The following is a 21,602-nucleotide window of genomic DNA, read 5'->3' as shown; positions in this document are numbered from 1 at the left end:
AGATAGCTTTCGGCAGATGTTGTTTTTTGAAAATGGGGAACATAAGCTGTCTGATTTGACGGATGACGGGTAATAAAAGGAGAGATACAACAATGAAACGCATGAAAATGTTAAGCCTGGGCCTGATCAGTCTATGGCTCATGGCCCTGACACTGACCGCCTGCGCCGGAAACTCCCCCTCTGCATCTCAAAAGTCGGCTCCTGCCGCTGGCACGCAAGCATCCACCCCGTCAAAGGGGCTTAAGGATGTTAAAGTCGTGCTCGACTGGACACCAAATACGAATCATACGGGGCTCTATGTCGCCAAGGATAAAGGATTTTACGAAAAGGCCGGCTTGAATGTCCAGATTGTTCAGCCCGGATCAGGCGGAGCCGATCAAATGGTGGCTTCGAATGCTGCGCCTTTTGGCATCAGCTATCAAGAGGGCGTCACCCAAGCCCGTACGCAAGGCGTGCCACTCGTATCCATCGCTGCCGTGATTCAGCATAATACCTCAGGCTTCGCAGCTCCGGTAGATCGCGGAATTAAGAGCCCCAAAGATTTTGAAGGAAAAAAATACGGTGGCTGGGGTTCGCCCGTAGAAGAAGCGGTCATAAAATCGATTATGGATTCAGACAAGGCCGATGTAAGCAAAGTCAAAATATTGAATATGGGCAATGCCGACTATTTTACAGCCGTGAAGCGGGATATCGATTTTGCCTGGATTTTCTACGCATGGACCGGAATTGAGGCAAAGCTGCGAGGCGAGCCGTTGGATATGCTGTATGTAAAGGACTATTCCAAAAGCCTCGATTACTATACGCCTGTAATTGTGAGCAACGAGCAGACCATTAAAAATGATCCGGAGCTGGTCAAAGCGTTCATGAACGCTACCGCCCAAGGCTATGAATATACGATTGCCCACCCGGAAGAAGCTGCGGATATCTTGAGCAAGGCCGTACCGGAACTGGACAAAAAGCTGGTACTCGCCAGCCAAAAATGGCTAAGTCCGCGCTATCAGGACGATGCTGCCCAATGGGGCGTGCAAAAAGCGGAAGTATGGCAAAACTATTCGGATTGGATGTACGAACGCAAGCTGCTCAGCAAACCTTTGGAGGTTGATAAAGCCTTCACCAATGACTTCTTGCCCAAGCGTTGAGCATTTTGCTAGAAAGTCGAACTAAAGGCACACACGAAGCGCTACTGCGTGGTCGGATGGTACTTACCATCGCCACCGCCCCCGGATTTCTTTTATCAAAATCTAGAGGTTGAAATCCGGGGACAAAAGCGAACGCTAACGCTTGTACAGCACATCCCGCCCACTTCGTTCCCGTTCCACTTGGTTTATTCTTTAGTTTCATATTATCTAAGCGCTAAGTAGGTGCTGTGTGTTAAGTGTGTTAGAAATGCTACACAAACGAGCTTTAAAAATAAAGTGCTTTTAAGGCGGTTGGCAGCGTAGCGGTTCATTTGAATCTGGAGAAACGGAGTGTTCGCCTTTGCCGTTGGATTCTTACCTTTTAAAATTTATTCAAAAAATCCCACGGCAACAGCGATCGTAAGATCAAATGAAACGCGAAGCGGTCTCAACCACCTCAAACTGCCATATTTTCTATAAAAACACTCCAAATGAAGGACAGGTGAATTCTTATGGCTAACACTTTGCTCAGTATTCAAGTGATTCCTAAAACTCCTAATAACGAGGATTCTTATCCTTATGTAGATAAGGCAATTGAGGTCATTCAACGTTCCGGTGTCAAACATCAGGTCAACCCATTGGAAACGACAATGGAGGGCGAACTGGACGAGTTGCTGAACGTAGTTAAAGAAATGCACAAGGCATTGACGGAAGCGGGCAGTCCCAGCATCATTTCACAGATCAAAATTGCCCATAACCCACAAGGCGTCAGCATGAGCAAGCTGACCGAAAAATATCGCCCATGAGCCCCGGAGACAACAATGCATCCTGGTGGAAAAGCGTATGGCCGCCCCTTGTGGCGGTCCTCTTCTTTTTGGCGGCCTGGCAGGGAGCTGTTTCCTATTGGCATATTGAATCCTGGCTGCTGCCAGCTCCTTCTCTGATCGTGCAGGAAAGCTTGTCCCAATCGGCACTGCTGAGTACGCATACGTGGGCAACGATTCGCCTGACGCTTGGAGGATTTGCTATTGGAACAGCTACGGGACTGTTGATTGCCATCATTCTTCATACGATTCCTTTTCTCAAGTCCGCCCTGTATCCACTGCTCATCCTCAGTCAAAACATTCCTATCATAGCCCTTGGCCCATTGCTGATGGTGTGGTTTGGTTTTGGCGTGCTGCCCAAGCTGATGGTCATTACGCTAGTGTGCTTCTTTCCTGTGGCCGTAGCGACCATGGACGGACTTACACGGACGGACCGTATGATGATGGATTATATGCGCATGTCGGGCGCGGGCCGCATGGCTATTTTTATGAAGCTGGAGCTACCGCACTCCTTGCCGCAGGTATTCTCCGGCATCAAGATCGCTGCCACCTACAGCGTGATGGGCGCCATCATTGCCGAATGGATCGGTGCCAGCGAAGGCATCGGGTATTATATGATGCTGCAAAAATCGGCTTATCGCACGGATTTGATTTTTGCTGCCATCAGCATCATTGTGGCACTCAGTTTACTCATGTTTGTCATGATTGTACTGCTGGAAAAGTGGCTGGTCCGCTGGAAGCCGGATCGGGAATAGCGCTCTAATGGAATTTAAACATATCAAGGAGGAAAGGACGTGGTCCGTATGAGTCTGTATCCGACTGACTTATCACCGCAAAACACGGCTGAGGAACAACAAACCGGGGAACCGCAGAAACTTTCATCTGCTCCCCCTGCGCTAGAAGTAGATGGTATCCACCTCGCTTTCCGTAAAAAACGAAGCTTGCTGCCCGTATTGCAGGATGTATCCCTGACCGTTAAGCCAGGAGAATTCGTCTCCCTCGTCGGCCCGTCCGGCAGCGGCAAAAGCACGCTGTTTCACATCATCGGCGGACTGCTCAAGCCGCAGCAGGGACACATCCGTATGCACGGCCAGGACGTGACGGGCGAACGCGGGCATATTAGCTATATGCCGCAGCAGCCCGCTCTTTTCCCGTGGCGTACCACGCTGGATAACGTGCTGCTCGGGCAGGAAAACGCGCCGCGCAATCATACAGCGGCGCACTCCCAGTACGCCAGCGAACGCGAACGCCGCGAAGAAGCTCGGCAATGGCTGGAGCAGGTTGGACTGGGCCCCTTCGCCAAGGCGTATCCGCATACGCTCTCGGGCGGTATGCAGCAGCGGGCAGCCTTTTTGCGGGCGCTGCTCAGCCCGCAGGAGCTGATGCTGCTGGATGAGCCGTTCAGCGCCCTGGATGCGCTGACACGTGCAGAGATGCAGCAATGGCTGTTGCGGATATGGGAGAGGAACCGCCGCTCTGTACTGTTCATCACGCACAGCATTGAAGAGGCATTGCTGCTCTCCGACCGTATCTACGTGCTGTCGGCACGGCCTGCTTCAGTGGTGCATGTCGTAGATGTTCCCTTCCCCCGCCCTCGCAGGGAGGAAATCACCCTTGATCCGCGTTTTAACGAGTGGAAGCGGACCATGACGGACTGGATGCGTCAGGAAAGATGCAGGCTGGATGGCGGCATGGAGGAGCATACAGAGAGTGCCCGCAAGAGTCCCACGAATAACGGAGCGGATCAGTATGAATGACATTTTGGGCTCAACGGCATCCGCACCATTGATCGACGCACACATTCATGTTGACAGCTATCCGCCTGAGCAGCAGGAGCCATTGCTCGCTTCTCTTGCCGATAGCGGCGTCGAAGCCATCATAGCCGTGTCCATGCATCTTGCCTCCAGCCAAGCCAATCTGCGGTTGGCTGAACGTTGGCCCGGACTGGTACGCCCAGCCTTCGGCCTTCATCCTGAACAACCTCTTCCAGCCCAAGCTGAGCTGGATTTGTTGTTCGACTGGATGGACAAGCATATAGAACAGATGGTCGCCGTTGGCGAAGTCGGCCTGCCCTACTACAGTCGGCTGGAGACCTTACGGAGCGGGGCTTCCTTTGACCATGCTCCCTACATAGCGCTGCTGGAGCGTTTTATCCAGTTTGCACGGAAGCATGACAAGCCCATTGTGCTGCACGCCGTTTATGAGGATGCCGATATCGCTTGCGACCTTCTGGAACGCCATAGTGTTACACAGGCGCATTTTCACTGGTTCAAGGGCTCTGCTGCCACGGCCGAACGTATGGCCCGAAACGGCTACTATGTCTCCTTCACACCCGATCTTCTCTATGAAGAAGAAATTCGCAGGCTGGCGAGACAGTATCCGTCCAATCAAATCATGGCAGAGACAGACGGCCCTTGGCCATTCGAGGACGCTTTTACCGGACAACAGACGCATCCTCGGATGACTGCTGATGTTATTCGCGCGTACAGCAAGCTGACCCAGCAAGACGAGACTGCCGTCCGCCTCGAATTTTATGAAAATACGAGACGCTTCTACTCGCTATCCAAGTGATACAGCCACATTTAGCCATCAGCTATTCCCTGAGAGAAAAAATATTCGCTTTTACTGCATAAGCAAAGAACCTCCAAATACGCATCATAACTGCGTAACCGGAGGTTCTTTGTATTTTCAGACCTGGACAGAAAGCCTCATGAATCGCATATTGGCTTCTGCTTTATTTTATGACTTCGCTATTTTATTGCTTTAAAAATCCTCTTTGTTCCAAGAATGTCTTCATCTGCAAACGCGCAGGCTCTGTCAGTCTCGCCGCCATTTGCTCAGACCAGGGAGTAGAGCGTTGACCGCCCGTACGTTCCTTCAAATATTCAGCCGATGTGTGATCATATAGCTCCACAGCCTTCATCGTCTGATTTTTATCGTAGCCGTTCATGTGCAAAACACCGGACTGCGGAAGGCGCGGACGTAAGCCTGTGTCCTGATCCGGTACGCCAATACACATACCGAACACCGGATATACCAGTTCAGGCAGGCCCAGCAGCTCAGATACCTCGGCTATTTTAGTACGGATGCCCCCGATGTAGACGATGCCCAAGCCAAGTGACTCAGCGGCTACTGCTGCATTCTGTGCAGCCAACGCGGTATCAATGGTCGCAACCGTGTAATTTTCGACAGAACCCTCATAGGAAGGCTGACCCGGCTGATGGTGAACGGCAACCTGCTTCAGGCGATACAAATCTGCACACCACACCAGAAACACCGGGCACTGCTCAACATAAGCCTGACCTCCCGCCAGCTCGGCCAGCTTGGTTTTCAAAGCAGGCTCTGTAACGGCAATGACGGTATAAGCCTGCACATTGCTGGACGAGGAGGCCATTTGGCCAGCCGCCACAATAGCTGCGAGTTGCTCATCGGTAACGGCGCCAGACTTGAATTTTCGTACAGACCGATGATTCATCAACAGGGAAATCGTATCATTCATGACTGCTTCACTCCTAATCCATAATATAGGCTCTTTATCTGCGTCAAGCTGTGAGTATTCGAAGAAGCTCTTGTATGCTTGCATGGCACTCCTACAAATATTATGAAACTTTCGCGCTTGATAAGCAACCTGGCGCGATACGGGCAACAGCACGGGCAAAAAGAACCGAATATTAGCAAAAAAAGCAAGCACCCTGAAATCCAAATCAGTCGTACTTGCTTCAACACCAATCTTGTCACTCGTATCCTGCCTCATTGGCCACTGCCATTACAGCTTTACCCGCTGGAGACGCAGCGCATTCAGCACAACCGAAACAGAGCTGAATGCCATGGCCGCTCCCGCGAGCCACGGGGCGAGGAAGCCCAGGGCAGCAATCGGAATGCCGATAACGTTGTAACCGAGCGCCCAAAACAGATTCTGGCGTATGTTTGTCATCGTCCGGCGGCTCATTTCGATCGCGTCGGGAATGCTGTTCAGGTTGCCGCGCATGAGGGTAATATCGGCAGCCTCCATCGCCACATCCGTCCCCGTGCCCATTGCCATTCCGATATCAGCGGTAGCCAGCGCGGGCGCGTCATTAATGCCATCCCCGACCATCGCTACGATCAGCCCCCGCTCCTGAAGCCGTTTTACTTTATCGGCCTTGCCCTCTGGCAATACTTCCGCCAGCACCCGCTCAATTCCAGCCTCGGCGGCAACAGCCCGCGCGGTCCGCTCATTGTCACCTGTAATCATGATAACCTCAATGTTCATCGCACGCAGGCGGGCAACCGCCTCCCGTGACGTTTCCTTGATCGTATCCGCTACAGCTACCAGTCCGGCATAGAGGCCATCTACAGCAACAAGCATGGCTGTTTTCCCTGCGCTTTCCAGCTCATTCATATGCTGCTCGGCAGAATCAGCTATCGCGATGCCTTCCCTGTTCATCAATCGGCGTGTACCTGCAAATATCTGCTTGCCTTCTACATGGGCCTTCACACCGAAACCCGGAACATTTTCAAAATCTGTCGGCTCAGCCAGCTCAATGCCGCGATCCACAATGCCCTTTACAATCGCTTCCGCCAGTGGATGCTCGGAGCTTTTTTCCGCTGCACCCAGTAATCGCAGCAAATCCCCTTCAGTCAGGCTGTTTTCTTCGATAATAACATCCGTCAGCACCGGCTTGCCGTTCGTAACCGTCCCTGTCTTATCCAGTACGACCGCATTGATGGAACGGGTCATTTCCAGATGCTCGCCTCCCTTGAACAGAATACCGTATTCAGCAGCACGTCCCGATCCTGCCATAATGGACGTTGGGGTAGCCAACCCAAGCGCACAGGGGCATGCAATGACAAGCACCGCAATCATTTTTTCCAGTGAACCTGCAAAATCAGACGGTGTCACAAAGAAAAACCAGACAATAAAGGCCAATACAGCGATAGCTACCACGATCGGAACAAAAATACCGGAAATCTGATCCGCGATCCGCTGAATAGGAGCTTTGGAGTTTTGTGCATCCTCCACGACTTTAATAATACGGGCCAACGCCGTATCACCACCCACACGCTCGGCCTGGATACGAAGTACCCCGTTTTTATTGAGCGTGGCTCCCGTAACCGGGGAACCGGCCTCTTTTTCAACGGGCAGACTCTCACCGCTTAGCATGGATTCATCAACCGCCGAGCGCCCGTCCACAACTACACCATCGACGGGAATTTTCTCGCCGGGGCGTACAATAAAAATATCCTTCACACGTACCTGCTCAATCGGTACGTCAATCTCTTGTCCGTCACGCACTACACGTGCCGTCGTTGCCTGGAGACTCATCAGACTTTTGATTGCCTCGGACGAACGTCCCTTGGCTACTGCCTCGAACCATTTGCCGACGAGAATAAGCGTAATCAGCACCGCGCTTGTCTCATAGTACAGTTCAGGCATTTTCATGACAGGCATCCCTGCCATACCTCCCATGCTGTCCATCACGGTAGACGGTCGTAGTGTAAGGTACAAGCTGTAAAAATAAGCCGCAGACGTCCCCAATGCAACCAGCACATCCATATTCGAGCTGCCATTGCGAAGCGCCTTGTACGCGCCCACATAGAACTGCCATCCAATAATGAACTGGATCGGAGTTGTCAGCGCAAGCTGGAACCATGGGTTCAAAAACAGCTCCGGCACATAAATCCATGAAGTAAAGGAGAAATGAGCCACCATCGCCCACAATAACGGAAACGACAACATCGCAGACACAATCCACTTCCATTTTTTACGCTGGATATCCTTGCTGCGTACATCCGCGATATGATCCTCTGCGCTCTGCGGAATCGCCCCGTAGCCCAACTGCTCTATCTTGCTTACCAGTTCATCGACCGTAATACTCCCTGCCGTATATTCGACATGAGCCGTTTCCATCGCCAGATTTACCGTAGCGCCTGTCACACCCGGCATACGGTTCAGTCCCTTCTCGATCCGGGTCGCGCAAGCCGCACATGTCATCCCCGTTACATTCAGATTGGCTTCCTCGCTTACCGTTCCAAAACCCAGCGAAGCAATCTTATCGCGAAAATCCGGGATATCCGCCTGCTTGGGATCATACGATATCGACGCCTGCTCCAAAGCCAAATTAACATTAACCTGTGTTACACCGTCTATTCGATTTAGGCCTTTTTCAATACGGCTTGCGCAGGCCGCACAGGACATCCCGGTAATATGAAGCGTAGCCTGCTTGTCACCATCGCTCACACGGTTTTCCATGGTTGCTTTCCTCCCGAATACCCCATAGGGGTATATTATCATCCAAAAGAAAAAGCTCCTATGATGGAAGCTTCTCCTTTACAACAAAATCACTTTACACTTGAAGCGCCTTACACTTACACAACATCATAGCCTTGGTCTTCAATCGCGTTTTTTAAGGCTTCCACGTTTAACTTGGATTCGTCATACTCTATAGCCACTTGCTTTGTTTCGAGGCTAACCTTGCCGGTGGCGCCAACTTTCTCCAAAGCTCCTTCTACTGCTTTCACGCAATGATTACAGCTCATGCCTTCTACGTTCAATGTCACTTGTGCCATTTCCTTTTCCTCCTTCGGGGTACTTCCTGTACCCGATGATGTATATGGGTATTGCTGTTAACGAATTAGCTTCTTGACCGTAACCAGCAGCTCATCAATTACTTCCGGCTCCCCTGCCTGCATACGCTCGATGACACAGCTTTTCATATGTCCTTCCAGCAGCAGCTTGCCGACACCATTCAGAGCGGACTGGACGGCCGCAATCTGATTCAGCACATCATCACAGTAGGTATCCTTCTCGATCAGGCCCTTAATTCCGCGAACCTGACCTTCAATACGGTTCAATCGGGATATAAGACTGTTCTTGAATTCTGCCGAATGATGACTTTTTCTAATTGCCTTTTCTCCGTCTGTTCCGCAATGGTTCTCGTGAACTTCATGGTGGGAAACAGGTTGCTCCTCAGCCATACATCAGCCTCCTGTGTTGTGTATATGCCTGTGTAGTACATTTCCATAGTGCTTTGTTAATATGTCCTCATCATAATATACCCCCATGGGGTATGTCAACCTTCCTGGAAAATGTCACTTGTTTGCCTTATTTCACGCTTTGGAGCGTGCATCCTTCGCAAGCACCAGAAAGCTTAACAGTGCACCGATCTCAGCAATAGCGATGACGACCGCCATAGGTGGTGTTGTGCCGCTGCCCAAGCCCACTAACGGTGAAGCGATGGAGCCCAGCAGCAGAGGCAGCAGGCCCAGCATTGCAGACGCACTCCCGGCGGATCGCTGCTCGCTCTGCATCGCCAGTGAAGTCGTCGTTGTACTTACGATCCCCACGCAGGAAACAATAAAGAACATCGGAACCAGCAAAGCAAACAATTGCCCCCCAGTAAAAGCCACGGTTAACAAGCTGATTCCAGCTACAGTAGCAATCACCAAACCTGACAGGAGCAACTGGCGTTCACTGAAGCGACCCACAAGCCTACCCGTGAGTTGGGAAAACAGTACAATCCCCAGGCCATTCACCGCAAAAATAATACTATACATCTGGGGAGAAACCCCGAAAATATCCTGCAGCACAAACGGCGAGCCAGCAATGTACGCGAACATCGACCCTGTAACAAGCGCCTGCGAGAAGGCATAGCCCATAAAGCGCCGATCCGCAAACAAATGGGCGAGCGTACTCAGCGTCTGCTTCAAGCCACCAGATGAGCGGCGGTTAACAGGCAGCGTCTCTGGCAAGCCCAGCACGACAGCAATCAGCATGGCTACACCGACCAGACAAAGCATCATGAACACCCCTCGCCAGGAAACAAAGTTCAATATCACCCCGCCCAGCACAGGTGCAACAATGGGAGCCACGCCATTCACCAGCATGAGCAATGAAAAAAAACGCGTCAATTCTTTGCCTGAGTATAGATCACGCGCTACAGCTCTGGAGATTACGATTCCCGCTGACCCGGTGAGTCCTTGAACAAAACGAAGCGCAATAAGCACACCGATATTCGGCGCAAATACGCATAGCAGCGAAGCAGCAGCGTACAGAATAAGCGAGATGACCAGCGGCCCTCTGCGGCCTCTGACATCACTAAGCGGACCAGCAACGATCTGACCCACTGCCAGTCCCAGCAGACAGGCGGTCAAACTAAGCTGCGCCAACGAAGTGGTCGTGTGCAAATTGTCCGCTAATGTAGGCAATGACGGCAAATACATATCTATAGACAAGGGCCCAAAAGCACTTAATGCCCCCAGGACAAAGGCAATCCATAAAATTCGGGATTTGGTCATGTCCGCGGCAGCCATTATCGTATTGGAAAACCGATTTATAATAATAATCATCCTTTTCAAAATATAAAAAAATATGACTTCAATATATTATGATATCATCATTTCGCCCTACTTCGAATAATTACACGCTAATCCGTAATTTTTTCAAAAAAACTGCTATATATCAGGCAGGAATTTACCAATTTCAGGTCGAATTATACTGTATCCAAAACACGCAATTCAAAAACAAAAAAATTTATGGAATCTGGAGAATGATAATGGTCTATGATGGAGTGCTGCTGGGTCTCATTGTAGGTCTGATCCGAGGAGGCTGGCGGCAGAGTCTGATCCGTTTCAGTCAAATTCGCCTCATAGCCGGCTGGATGTTTCCCTTGCTGCTGCTGGTGCAGTTTATTATTTTTTATGCCCAGGAAAAGTGGGCTTGGCTGGCGTCCATTAACGGATATTTATTTTTGGGCATCTACGTGGTTGGATTGATATTTCTCTGGTTGAACAGACACCATAAGGGATTCTGGCTTATTTTCATCGGCGTACTGTTGAATTTTATCGTCATGGCGGTGAATGGCGGCAGGATGCCGGTCTCGTTGAGCGCTTCAGAGGTGTTGGGTCCCTATTATACAGATATGCTTAAATCTGGAAGCGTCATCTCGAAGCATTATATGATGGATGCGAGCACGCATTTATCATTGCTCGGTGATATCATCCCCCTCTCCAAGCCCTATCCCCGCACGCAGGTGATTAGTGTTGGAGATGTCGTCATGAACTTCGGGATGTTCCTGTTTATCCAAAGCGTTATGGTCGTGAACGGGAAGAAGGATAATCAGCAAGAAACCAATGCCCGTCACACCTAGAGCGTACCATATTCCAAGGAAGGGAGGGAATCCAATGAAAAACTTGAAATATTCCCGTGTGATTATCAACTCTATTATCGTCGCTTCTGTCATAATCGCTTTGACTTCCGGTTACAAAATTGGGGGCTAGTGACCGATAAAAAAAAGGAGCACAGGCTCCACAAAACAGGCTGGATTCCGGCCTGTTTTTTCATGTGAAATTTTCGATTACAATATTGTAAATTATCCACTCACCCCTGGTAGTTTTGACATCTAGATACGACAAGACAGGAGAAGAAATGATGAGTTTATTAAAAAAGCTGCAAGAACGGGTTACCGCGACGGGAATATACGTGTTTCTCATATGTACGGCAGGCGTGGTCGTCCTGTTGTATACGAACCACTGGTCCTTTTTGTACTACTCGACAACAGAGTGGGTCACGATCTATTCCCTATTGGGAGCAGTTCTGATTCTGGAGCATTTTACCTTCCAGCTACCACCGGCCAGTAACAAGCAGTCCATGGACTCCTCCGTGTACCTTGCTTGTATTTTTGTGCATGGCATCGAAATGGCCATACTGGTTTTGCTGCTGAGTGCAATCATTGCCGCGTTCCGGCATAAAAAGCTGTCCTGGTGGAAGCATACCGTCAATTTTTCCATTTACGCGATTTCCATTTTCCTGTCTTCAACCGTATTTGAGCTAACCGGCGGAACACAGGGGGCTTTGAACGCCGAACACTTCAATTCCTACCTGCTCGCGCTGATCTGCTACTTTGCGGTGAATACAATTACACTGGGGATCTATTTTTATATTGCATACAAAGGGTCCTTCAATGAGCTAAAGCAGGCTTTCTTGGCTGAATCCCTGCTCGTATATCTATGTACCCTCATTCTGTCCCTTGTGTTGACTACACTGATCTATTACAACGGCATTTTGGGGCTTCTGCTGGTCCTGGGACTAAGTATGCTCCTGTCTCACGCGTTCAAACAGATGTTCACGATGTACCGCGAAATCGAGGAAAAGGCCAATATGGACCGCAGAACAGGACTTTATAATCACAGCTATTTTGAAAATACACTTGAAACTGAGCTGAGTACGTCCAAATCCCAAAATACCCCGCTCAGTTTGGCTTTAATTGATATTGACGATTTCAAAAAATACAATGATCACTTTGGCCACCTCAAGGGCGACCAACTGCTGGGATTCCTCGGTGAATTTTTAAAAAAGGAAACCGCCGGCACTCCCATCACTGTATCCCGCTATGGCGGAGAAGAATTCACCCTCCTTATGCCGGAATATACCGCCGAGCAAGCTTACGAAATGGTCAATGCCATCCGAAAAAAGCTGAATGATTCCCGCTACGAGGGCGTGGAAATTTTCCCGCACGGCTGCTTGTCCTTCTCCGCAGGCATTGCACAAAACCGCATCGACATCTACGATAAATCACAACTGGTCGATCTGGCGGATAAAGCACTGTATTACGCCAAAAAACAGGGGAAAAATATCGTTTATATGCACGGCAGCTTCAATGAAGTGGAACGCGAAGTCGACCTGGGACAGGATATTCGTGATATTGAGCAGCAGCTTAATCTGTTTTTGCACAAGGATATCAATACCTTCAAGCATTCCAAACGGGTATTCAGATATGCAGCAGACATGAGCGAAGTGCTTCAGCTCGGCCCGGAGGACAAACGGCGTTTTGCGCTGGGCGCTCTCATTCATGACATTGGCAAGCTGGAAATCCCATGGAATATCCTGAATAAAAAAGAGAAGCTGTCCTGTGAGGAGTGGCAGATGGTGAAAGCACATGTCACATGGGGCAAACGAATCATCGAGGCGAACGAGCGATTCATAGATCTGGTGCCTTTTGTGGAGCTGCATCATGAACGCTATGACGGGGGAGGCTATCCGTTCGGGTTTAAGGGTGAGCAAATTCCCCGGCTGTGTCGGATGCTGACAATTATCGACTCTTTTGATGCAATGACGACCGAACGTCCTTACCAACCCACCAAAACGTTTGAGGAGGCCATTGAGGAGCTGCGCGCCTGCTCAGGCAGCCAATTCGATCCCGAGCTAACGGCTATTTTTATCCACTATATTCAGCATAAGCAGCCTGCTTTTATGGATTCCATGGAAACAGGCCTCTAAATATTCTTTGTATGCTTGATGCTCGGCCTTATTGCCTCTACCGTTGGAGATCGTCCTGATTTCTATATCGGTAGGGGTTTTTTATATGAGTGGCACTTGAAATATACTGATTTATTTTAAATTTCATATAAATGTCATAATTCGCCCCATCTATTCAGGCTATTTGCACTATGATTAAAATAGAAATTGGTTTTTCCGTATAAAATGTTACCCATGAGGATAACCTCGCTTCAAATAACCGAGAGAAAGGTGATTTCACAGGCATGTTGTATCAGTCCAGACCGGCCCGTGTGGCTTGTCTTCTGTTACTGTGTCTACCGCTTCTGATCCTGTTTCCCCATTCAACATGGGCTCATGCATTTATCGTTAAATCCAGTCCGGCCGAAAATCAGGTTTTGGACAAGTCGCCTTCACAGGTGACGATCACCTTTAATGAAGATTTGCAGTCTGCCTTTATGTCCATCAAGGTGACCGATGAAACAGGCAAGCGGGTCGATACAGGAAAAGCACAACTCACCCCGGAGCACAATGACACCATGGAAATCCAGCTGGTTCCGGGCATGAAACATGGAATTTATACCGTCAATTGGAGAGCTTTGTCCGCAGACGGGCATCCAGTGAGCGGCGTGATTCCCTTTCAAGTCGGTAGTGGCTCCAATCCATATACAAACGAGACTGCCGCATCTGAAGGATCAATAGCATCACGACTTGACTTAATTACTGTCCGTTGGTTCCTTTACATAGGAATATCACTCCTTTTTGGAGCGCTTTGCTTCCGTTTGTTCGTCCTACCCGGCTTGAGCCGGGACAAGGATGCAAGGGCATTGCAGGAGCTTGACCAACGATCATCTGCAGCGTTGCCCCGCTGGACTATGCTGCTATGGAGCGGCTACGGCATAACGTCTGCCGCGATTTTGATCAGCCTGCCGCTTCAGGCATCATGGGATGCCGGGGTTTCCATCAGAGAGGGCTTTACACTCCCGATTCTGGGAGAAGCGCTCCAGTATACAGGGGCAGGACAAATCTGGTTTATCCAGATGATTCTCGTATTGCTGCTGAGCGTAACGCTGATTTACGCGCTGGATCACAGCATATCCATCCGTCAGCGCTGTCTTTGGGGCAACATCTCTGTCATCCTAACACTCAGTCTTGTGCTGTCCAAGACCTTTGTCGGCCATCCGGCAGCGGCTGCCCATCCGGCTCCAGCCATCGTCGCCGATTTCCTCCATTTCGCGGCGGCGGCCTTCTGGATTGGCTCACTTGCCGTTATGGCCGTGTGCCTGCCCGTTGCCGGGCCAGAACTGTCCGTGTCCGAGCGGACAGCTCTGCAGCAAGCTGCCCTTCGCCGCTTCGCCGGCTGGGGCATAGCTATGGTGGCGGTGCTGCTCGCCACCGGTATATATGGGGCCGTGCTGTACGTCCCGGCCCCCTCCTTGCTGCTGAACACGTCCTACGGACTCGTTCTGCTCGGGAAAATAGCGCTGCTGCTGATCATGCTGGTCTTCGCAGCCAGCCAGTTCCGCAGCGCGCGACAAGCGGCGGCGGCCAAACGCGCCGCCGGAGGGTTGCGTGCGGAGCTGGGCACTGGCCTGCTCGTCATGCTGCTCGCTGCGGCGCTCACCCACCTGTCACCCGGTCAGGCACCTGCTGTACCATTCGAGGAGACTCACGCTACAGGCGAGTATCATGTGACGCTAGCGGTCAGCCCCAATACTGTGGGCCGCAATGAATTTAAAGTAACGATTCAGGATAGCCAAGGGGCTGCGGTTTCCGGGATTCAGCAGGTTACATTGACGCTCGTTCCGGCAGACCCTGACCAGACTCATCAGGAATTCGTCCTCCCTGTGAAGCAGCAGCCCTTCCACAGCCAGGAATTGATGACCGCTAAAGGGACATGGATTGTAAAAGTACACGCCCTGACGGCATCTCTTGATGCGGTAGATGCTGATTTTACCCTACACGTAGGCGGGAAAAAGTAATCATTTTATGACTTCAGGATTTTGAAAAATCCTCACATGAAAAGGAGCGAAATAAATATGAATACAGCGATTCAATCAATGAAATCCAGATTTTCCAGGTTTGCGGCGTCCGCAGGCCTGATTACAGCAGGTGCCTTGCTTTTTGCAGGTATGGCCAGTGCGCACGTGACGGTTAAGCCTTCCGTTTCACAGCCTAATGCGTGGGAAACATACACGCTGAAGGTACCTGTAGAAAAAAACATCCCAACCACCAAGATCGCTTTGAAGATTCCGAAAGAGGTCGCTTTCAAGCAATATGAGCCTGTACCGGGTTGGAAAGTAGAAACGGAAAAGGACAGCTCCGGCAAAGTAACTACCGTCACCTGGACGACGGAAAAAGCCGGGATTCAAGCAGGCCAATACCAGCGTTTCAGCTTTGTCGCGCAAAATGCGGACCAGAATACCGAGGCTGCCTGGAACGCCTTCCAGTATTACAATGACGGAAGCATCGTGGAATGGACAGGCGACGAAGGAAGCAGCACTCCTCATTCCATTACCAAAATAACGGCAGAGGCGACATCCGAAGCTCCTGGTCCTGCCGCAGACAGCGGGCACGATTCGGCGGGCACCGCAGCAGGCCATACGGGCACAGACACGGCTAAAGATAGCAGTAGCCCTGCGCCCGCTTCAAGCCCTGCTACCGAGGCCGCGCCTGCTGCTCCTGCTTCAGCTGGCTCTGCCGCACAAACGACCGCACTCATCCTCTCGATTATCGCAGTCGTGCTTGGTGTAGTAGCTGTCGGGATCGCACTCAAGCGCCGTAAATAAGCTGGATTATAGTAATCATCCGTTACATGCTCATTCAAAAGCTGGCACTGTTCATTCAGTTGCCAGCTTTTTTATGCTTATCACGCTTCCTGTGCTTTTCTCATTCACCTATCTATCATTTTTTTGGTAAAATGGTAGATACCTCACGATTCTAGCATAATAGCTTTGCAATCTACTGAGCATAGGAGATCATAGAATGAAAATCGTAAGTAAAGCTCTGTTATCTGGCGCTATTTTTCTCAGTACCGCAGCAGGCTTTTACAGCCCTTTGGCACATGCAGAGGAGAGCAAGGTCAGCATTATGCTGGACGGATATCCGTTGCCATTCCCTGTGCAGCCCGCTGTGATGAACGGCACGACCATGGTTCCTTTTCGGGCTATATCTGAAGCTCTCGGCATTACTGTCAAGTGGGAACCGGCCAGCCAAAGCATCATCGCTACCAAGCCGCAAGGCTCTGCAACCAAGCAGGTGGTGCTGAAAATGGGCAGCCGCAATCCCACAGTGGACGGACAAATGGTGCAACTGTCCGCCCCACCACAAACCGTGCGTGGCAGTACGATGATCCCGTTAAGCTTCTTCGGGCAGCAGTTCGGGGCCACGGTGAACTGGAATCAGGCTACACGAACGGTCTCTATTACATCGCCGCGTGAGGCCATGTATACGGTAGGCTTCTATGCGCTATCTTCTTTTGACCAGCGATCCAAGATACCGAATTTTAACGCAGTAGCCTTCGGCTGGAGCCGAATTGATACGAACGGACAGTTTACGACAACCGGCAAAGAATACAAATGGCCTCAAGCTGCTGGAACCGTAACGCCAGAGTCTATTGTACAGGAGGCAGTCAGCCAGGGTACTTCCCCTTACCTGATGGTTTATTCGGTTGACGGCAATCATGAGCTGACCAAGATTTTGGAAAATGCGCAGCTGCAAGAACAGACCATTTCCCAAATCGTCAGCACCGCCACCGATAAGCAGTTCAAAGGTATCACGCTCGATTTGGAGGGACTGGGCTGGAGCGGTGATAAAGCCAAAGCACGTTCAGACTACAACGCCTTTATCCAAAATCTGTCAGCCAAAGCACATCAGGCCGGACTCAAGCTCACCGTCGTTTTGCATCCCTTGAACAGCTCGTACGCTGGTTATGATTATAAAACACTGGGCAAGCTGGCGGACGATTTGATTATCATGGCTTATGATTATGGACAAAAGGCAGCGCCTGAGCCTTTGGACAAAGTTGACGAAGCCATAAAGCTGGCCTTGAAGGAAACTTCACGGGACAAGCTGATTTTGGGGATTTCGATGGGTAGCGAAAAAGACAGCACCGTTAACGCCAAAGTTGGTCTGGCCAAACGTTATAACCTTAAAGGCATCGCCATCTGGCGGCTGGGCATCATTGGAGAAAGAGCTTGGACGAAAATGAACGAGGCCATCGAGTTTAAATAGATGTAGATTTCATAAAATAATCCTGGACTTATTCAGCCCGTTAACGATCTCATGCATCTTGGATGAAATCATCAGCGGGCTTTCTCATATCCCACCTTAGCAAAAATGCTTTCCAAAATTGGACGTTGTTGCCACAGGTTCGCCATTGTGCTCCCCATAAAAGATACCCCAGTCTCTCATAAAGTCCAGCAACGCCTTAATGTATCATTTATTCCCCTTCTTTCTGTTAGGATGTAGATCCATAGCCCAGATCTGTAACAAGGAACAAATATGTGCGTACTTGTTCTCTCAAAAAACTTTCTATATGATGACTATATATTCGATATCAGCTCTCATTATATTGGCAGGGAATATATGAAGTACCAACTAAACCCAATCTGAAAGGAGTACATATTATGTCCAATACATCAGCTAAAAAACAGGAAATTCTGGATGCTTTTCTGTTCAGACATGCCACCAAGGAATTCGATCCTGAACGCATCATACCAAAGGAGGATTTTGAATTCATTCTCGAAACCGGGCGGCTTTCCCCAAGTTCCGTTGGCTTTGAACCGTGGCAGTTTGTGATCGTACAGAATCAGGCATTGAGAGAAAAGCTGGCTGCCGTTTCCAGCGGAGGACAAAAGCAGATTCCTCAAGCCAGCCATGTCGTCCTCATTTTGGCTCGCAAGGATGTACGATATGATTCTCCTTACGTGGAGTATATGTATAAAGAGGTTAAAGGGATGTCCGAGGAAGACTTTGCTTCGCTAACGGGCCGCTATAAAATTTTCCAGGGTGAAAATCAGCGCCTGCTGGAAAACGAACGTACGTTATTCGACTGGGCTTCCAAACAGACCTATATCGCCTTGGGCAATATGATGACGGCAGCGGCTCAGATCGGCATTGATTCCTGTCCGATTGAGGGCTTTAACTACGATCAGGTGCATGCCATCCTGGAGGAAGAAGGGCTGCTCGATGACGGACAACTGGATATTTCGGTTATCGCTGCCTTCGGGTATCGCGCACAGGAGCCCAAGCGGGCCAAATCCAGACAGCCGCTAGAAAAGATCACACGCTGGGTTCTGTAATCTGATCCCTCGAACCCCTTTTAGAACAAGAGAGTATGGAAGCATCCAACAAAATCGGGCTGCGGCACTTCATCTAAAACGATGAACACGCCGCAGCCCGATTTATTATATCCCTTTTATTTCTATGGATAGCCTCATGGTTTCACAGCCTTTTTAATGAATCAGCATTCGGATGCCTGTCAGGACAATACCGATCAGGAAGCCTGTAACCGCACCGTTAATACGTATCCACTGCAAATCCTGACCCAGCTTGTCTTCCATCAACGCAATGAGAGATTTATTATCCATTTTATCTACATTTTCGCGTACCAGATTCCCAATCCGGCTATGGTTGGCTTCCACCAATCGGGTAATTCCCTCCACAATCCGCAAGTTGATCTTGTCCAACAGCCCGGTATTCTCTTTCAAATCAGCCAGCATCCGGTCTAGTAACGGTAAAATATAGGTCGGCACATAGCTTCCGTCTTCCATATATTTTAAAAAGCGTGCACGCAGCTCCTCCATTTGACCAAGCACAGATGCATCGCCTTCCCAGGCTTTGACAAGACGGTTCTTCCAGCCATTCAGTCCCTCCTGGACCGTATCCTTTGTCGCCAATCGAGTCAACTGGGATCTCAGACCGTCCAGTACAGCCTGACGGCGCGGATGCTCTTCTCTTTGCAGTTCTTCTACCTGAATCAGCAGAAAATGGCGAATCATTTCACCCATGCGCTCCTCGTTCATGTAACCCAGGAACGCATTCAACGCAAACTGCATCAGCCCGCTTACCTGTATACCGCTGATAGCCTGCATTCCTAGAGCCCCCAGCGTGTAGCTCGTTTCGGGCTTCAGAAGCCATGACTCGGCCTGCTCCAGTGTGTAATTCAGAGCATGGCGATCATAGCCCTTCTCGCTGGTTTGGCGAGCAAAGTCCTCCAGCAACGGTCCGACGTCAAAATTAGTCGCCTGCCGTTTAATCTCTGCCACGATGAACGGAGTCAGTTCCGCAAGCGGAAGCGACTGGACAAGCCGTTTGGCAAGAATATCGATGGATACCGCCGCTTCCGGCGTGTGCAAGCCTTTTTCCACGCCATCCAGCATCAGATCAGCCAAACGGATATCGGCAATTTTGGACTCAATACTGGCCTTGCCCAGCAGGTTGTTTTCCACCGTGCTTACCAATGCATTTGTGAGCTTTTCCCTATTCTTAGGAAGTAGCGCCGTATGCGGAATTGGAATACCCAGCGGATGACGGAACAATGCGGTAACGGCAAACCAGTCTGCCAGTCCCCCGACAAGTCCTGCCTCAAAAGCACCAGCCAGCAAGCGAGCCCAGCCATATTGCTGAAAGGGCAGCATAGCCGCAAAGCCCGCCCCCAGAATAACAAGCGACCAGACCGCTGCAGTTTTCGTATTTTTTGGTTTCCCCATCCTGTAATCCTCCAAACTGACTGTCTAGTAAGTAAGGTATGATACCTATATTACCTATCATATCATCGCCCGTGTGATTTCCAAAGTTGAAAGCGCTCTATCTCCCACTTCCAAAAAGATGCATTTTATAAAGCTGCGTACATATAAACTGATGATTTGGGACAAGCAAGCTCTGATTTTTTGCGTAATTTTTTATGCATATATCTCTCTATTTTACATTCATATTTGTGAAAAACTTCACAACACTGGGACGAAAATCTTATTTTCAATAATAAGTCTTACGAACCATTTTAACGAAACATAGTCCTAAATTTCTTAAAACGAAAGGAGAAGTGAATGAGAAAGTTGAATGGGCATGTAAGATACCTTTTTTAGCGTCATCCTGGTATTCGACCTCAGAAAGGATTGGCACTCATGATATCCCCCGATTCTTTCAACATTATTCGGCTTCTGTATATGGATTTTCAAGTTAAATATCTATAAGAAGCGAGGCCCGTATAACTCACACATATAATTTGCTGTCTGAACATCTTTAATATGATAAAATAATCTTTTATAATTAGGGAATCATATTTAATCTGCCATTATGAATGGTAAACTAAATCATGATAAGCTTGATAAAATTGCTTTTTTGTAAAGGAATTGGATATGACAACAGACCAAAAAAACATCGAGGGCACCTGGAACGGCGATCCGGTCGTCATTGTACGCACTCCCTCCGCTTTTGCCAAGCAATCCCTTTTATATATTCAGGAATTAGGCTACTTCCAAAAATCATCTTCTTTTAGAATGGAAAGGGAAGATCTCACCTCCTTTTTGCTTGTTTTTACGTTGTCTGGTAAGGGAGAATTACTATACCGGGACAAGAACTACATTCTAAATCCGCATGATTTGTTTTTCATTAATTGCAGGGAATATGTGCAGTACAAAACCTTCGGTCATGGAAACTGGGAGTTCATCAGCCTGTATTTGTACGGCAATCTGATCGAAAACTTTTACGAACAATTTGCCAATCATAATAAGCCTGTAATATCCCTACACAATCCGTATATTATACTGGACAAGCTGCACTCCCTTATATATGGACAGTCTGACAGAAGCCTTTCCGCCGAACTGCTAACGTCCAGACTTATTGTTGAGGTACTGACATGCATTTTACAGCATCCCTACGATCGTCCGCATGTGAATGCAGACACGCTTAGTGAAGTACGCCGGGTGCAGCAGTATTTGGATCAGTCCTACAGTGAACGGATTACATTGGACTCGCTGGCAGACATGTTCCAATTAAACAAGTTTAATTTGGCTAAAAATTTCAAAAAGCAGATTGGATTCTCGCCCATTGATTATCTCATTAATGTCCGTATCACTGCTGCTCAATCCTGGCTGAAAACCTGTGATATGTCCATTGTGGATATCGCGAAGCACGTAGGGATTCCCAATACGAGCCATTTTATTAACCTGTTCAAGGAACATATAGGGGAAACTCCTCATTCCTTCCGTAAAAAATGGGAGAATCGCTCCAAGTAAATGAGAGGTCCTCTTCATTCAGCTCGATAGATGATAGACACACAAGCTATTCATGATAATGGCAAAACTGTCGAAAGGCAGTGACGCAAAGCTATAGGGCCTTCCCTTCCGGATGGCAGCCAGCCACCAGATGAACGAGCTTTTTATTATGTCTTTTTTACATAAA

General features: G+C 49.3%; 18 protein-coding genes and 1 riboswitch. Of the genes, 12 read left to right on the top strand and 6 right to left on the bottom strand.

Going from position 1 to position 21,602, the window contains the following annotated elements; all coding sequences use genetic code 11:
* Positions 1 to 92: 92 nt before the first annotated feature.
* The 5 genes from JO375_RS05500 to JO375_RS05480 all read left to right on the top strand — a co-directional run bounded on the left by JO375_RS05500 (position 93) and on the right by JO375_RS05480 (position 4,513).
* Positions 93 to 1,139: an ABC transporter substrate-binding protein gene (locus JO375_RS05500; protein ID WP_229523503.1), complete on the top strand. Its 1,047-nt coding sequence runs from the start codon at positions 93 to 95 to the stop codon at positions 1,137 to 1,139.
* A 491-nt stretch (positions 1,140 to 1,630) separates the two neighbouring features.
* Positions 1,631 to 1,924, top strand: a complete 294-nt coding sequence (locus tag JO375_RS05495; protein WP_229523502.1) for an MTH1187 family thiamine-binding protein — start codon at positions 1,631 to 1,633, stop codon at positions 1,922 to 1,924.
* The gene (locus JO375_RS05490; protein ID WP_229523501.1) at positions 1,921 to 2,697 is read left to right on the top strand and encodes an ABC transporter permease; all 777 of its coding nucleotides are present in this window, start codon (positions 1,921 to 1,923) and stop codon (positions 2,695 to 2,697) included. The genes JO375_RS05495 and JO375_RS05490 overlap by 4 nt, the downstream gene beginning before the upstream one ends.
* Before the next feature lie 48 nt (positions 2,698 to 2,745).
* Positions 2,746 to 3,699, top strand: a complete 954-nt coding sequence (locus JO375_RS05485; RefSeq protein ID WP_229523718.1) for an ABC transporter ATP-binding protein — start codon at positions 2,746 to 2,748, stop codon at positions 3,697 to 3,699.
* Positions 3,692 to 4,513 carry a TatD family hydrolase gene (locus JO375_RS05480; protein ID WP_229523500.1) on the top strand — a complete coding sequence of 274 codons (822 nt, stop codon included), beginning with the start codon at positions 3,692 to 3,694 and terminating at the stop codon, positions 4,511 to 4,513. Before JO375_RS05485 ends, JO375_RS05480 begins: the two co-directional genes overlap by 8 nt.
* A gap of 184 nt (positions 4,514 to 4,697) precedes the next feature.
* Here the strand turns inward: JO375_RS05480 and nfsA are convergent, their stop codons facing one another.
* From nfsA to JO375_RS05455, 5 genes are all read right to left on the bottom strand, one after another.
* The gene (nfsA, locus tag JO375_RS05475) at positions 4,698 to 5,441 is read right to left on the bottom strand and encodes an oxygen-insensitive NADPH nitroreductase (RefSeq protein WP_229523499.1); all 744 of its coding nucleotides are present in this window, start codon (positions 5,439 to 5,441) and stop codon (positions 4,698 to 4,700) included.
* A gap of 267 nt (positions 5,442 to 5,708) precedes the next feature.
* Positions 5,709 to 8,174, bottom strand: coding sequence for a heavy metal translocating P-type ATPase (locus JO375_RS05470; RefSeq protein ID WP_229523498.1), 2,466 nt, complete (start codon positions 8,172 to 8,174; stop codon positions 5,709 to 5,711).
* Positions 8,175 to 8,290: 116 nt separating this feature from the next.
* Positions 8,291 to 8,491 (bottom strand): copper ion binding protein, encoded by a 201-nt coding sequence (locus JO375_RS05465; RefSeq protein WP_229523497.1) that lies wholly within the window; start codon positions 8,489 to 8,491, stop codon positions 8,291 to 8,293.
* A 57-nt stretch (positions 8,492 to 8,548) separates the two neighbouring features.
* Positions 8,549 to 8,899, bottom strand: coding sequence for a metal-sensitive transcriptional regulator (locus JO375_RS05460; protein WP_229523496.1), 351 nt, complete (start codon positions 8,897 to 8,899; stop codon positions 8,549 to 8,551).
* A gap of 132 nt (positions 8,900 to 9,031) precedes the next feature.
* Complete coding sequence (locus JO375_RS05455; protein ID WP_229523717.1) at positions 9,032 to 10,258, bottom strand: multidrug effflux MFS transporter; 1,227 nt, start codon at positions 10,256 to 10,258, stop codon at positions 9,032 to 9,034.
* Between the two features lie 218 nt (positions 10,259 to 10,476).
* Between JO375_RS05455 and JO375_RS05450 the strand changes: the two genes are divergently transcribed.
* The 6 genes from JO375_RS05450 to JO375_RS05425 all read left to right on the top strand — a co-directional run bounded on the left by JO375_RS05450 (position 10,477) and on the right by JO375_RS05425 (position 18,499).
* Positions 10,477 to 11,070, top strand: coding sequence for a DUF5317 domain-containing protein (locus JO375_RS05450; RefSeq protein ID WP_229523495.1), 594 nt, complete (start codon positions 10,477 to 10,479; stop codon positions 11,068 to 11,070).
* Positions 11,071 to 11,348: 278 nt separating this feature from the next.
* Positions 11,349 to 13,199 (top strand): bifunctional diguanylate cyclase/phosphohydrolase, encoded by a 1,851-nt coding sequence (locus JO375_RS05445; protein ID WP_229523494.1) that lies wholly within the window; start codon positions 11,349 to 11,351, stop codon positions 13,197 to 13,199.
* Between the two features lie 263 nt (positions 13,200 to 13,462).
* Positions 13,463 to 15,178, top strand: a complete 1,716-nt coding sequence (locus tag JO375_RS05440) for a copper resistance CopC/CopD family protein (RefSeq protein ID WP_229523493.1) — start codon at positions 13,463 to 13,465, stop codon at positions 15,176 to 15,178.
* Between the two features lie 57 nt (positions 15,179 to 15,235).
* Positions 15,236 to 15,985, top strand: a complete 750-nt coding sequence (locus JO375_RS05435) for a YcnI family copper-binding membrane protein (protein ID WP_229523492.1) — start codon at positions 15,236 to 15,238, stop codon at positions 15,983 to 15,985.
* A gap of 196 nt (positions 15,986 to 16,181) precedes the next feature.
* Entirely contained in the window at positions 16,182 to 17,429 is a 1,248-nt protein-coding gene (locus JO375_RS05430) for a stalk domain-containing protein (RefSeq protein WP_229523491.1), read from the top strand.
* A 395-nt stretch (positions 17,430 to 17,824) separates the two neighbouring features.
* A complete protein-coding gene (locus tag JO375_RS05425) occupies positions 17,825 to 18,499 on the top strand; it encodes an NAD(P)H-dependent oxidoreductase (RefSeq protein ID WP_229523490.1) in 675 nt (224 codons plus the stop codon).
* A gap of 153 nt (positions 18,500 to 18,652) precedes the next feature.
* On the opposite strand, the gene JO375_RS05420 is transcribed toward JO375_RS05425, so the two are convergent.
* Positions 18,653 to 19,909: a DUF445 domain-containing protein gene (locus JO375_RS05420; RefSeq protein WP_229523489.1), complete on the bottom strand. Its 1,257-nt coding sequence runs from the start codon at positions 19,907 to 19,909 to the stop codon at positions 18,653 to 18,655.
* 648 nt (positions 19,910 to 20,557) lie between these two features.
* Here JO375_RS05420 and JO375_RS05415 point away from each other — a divergent pair.
* The gene (locus tag JO375_RS05415) at positions 20,558 to 21,436 is read left to right on the top strand and encodes an AraC family transcriptional regulator (RefSeq protein WP_229523488.1); all 879 of its coding nucleotides are present in this window, start codon (positions 20,558 to 20,560) and stop codon (positions 21,434 to 21,436) included.
* 50 nt (positions 21,437 to 21,486) lie between these two features.
* A riboswitch (cyclic di-GMP riboswitch) is annotated at positions 21,487 to 21,567 on the top strand.
* The last annotated feature ends 35 nt before the right edge of the window (positions 21,568 to 21,602 follow it).

The organism is Paenibacillus farraposensis (assembly GCF_020736845.1).
GTDB classification, from domain to species: domain Bacteria; phylum Bacillota; class Bacilli; order Paenibacillales; family Paenibacillaceae; genus Paenibacillus; species Paenibacillus farraposensis.
The sequence above is the reverse complement of the archived record's forward strand: the minus strand, read 5'-3'. Positions and strand labels throughout refer to the sequence as shown.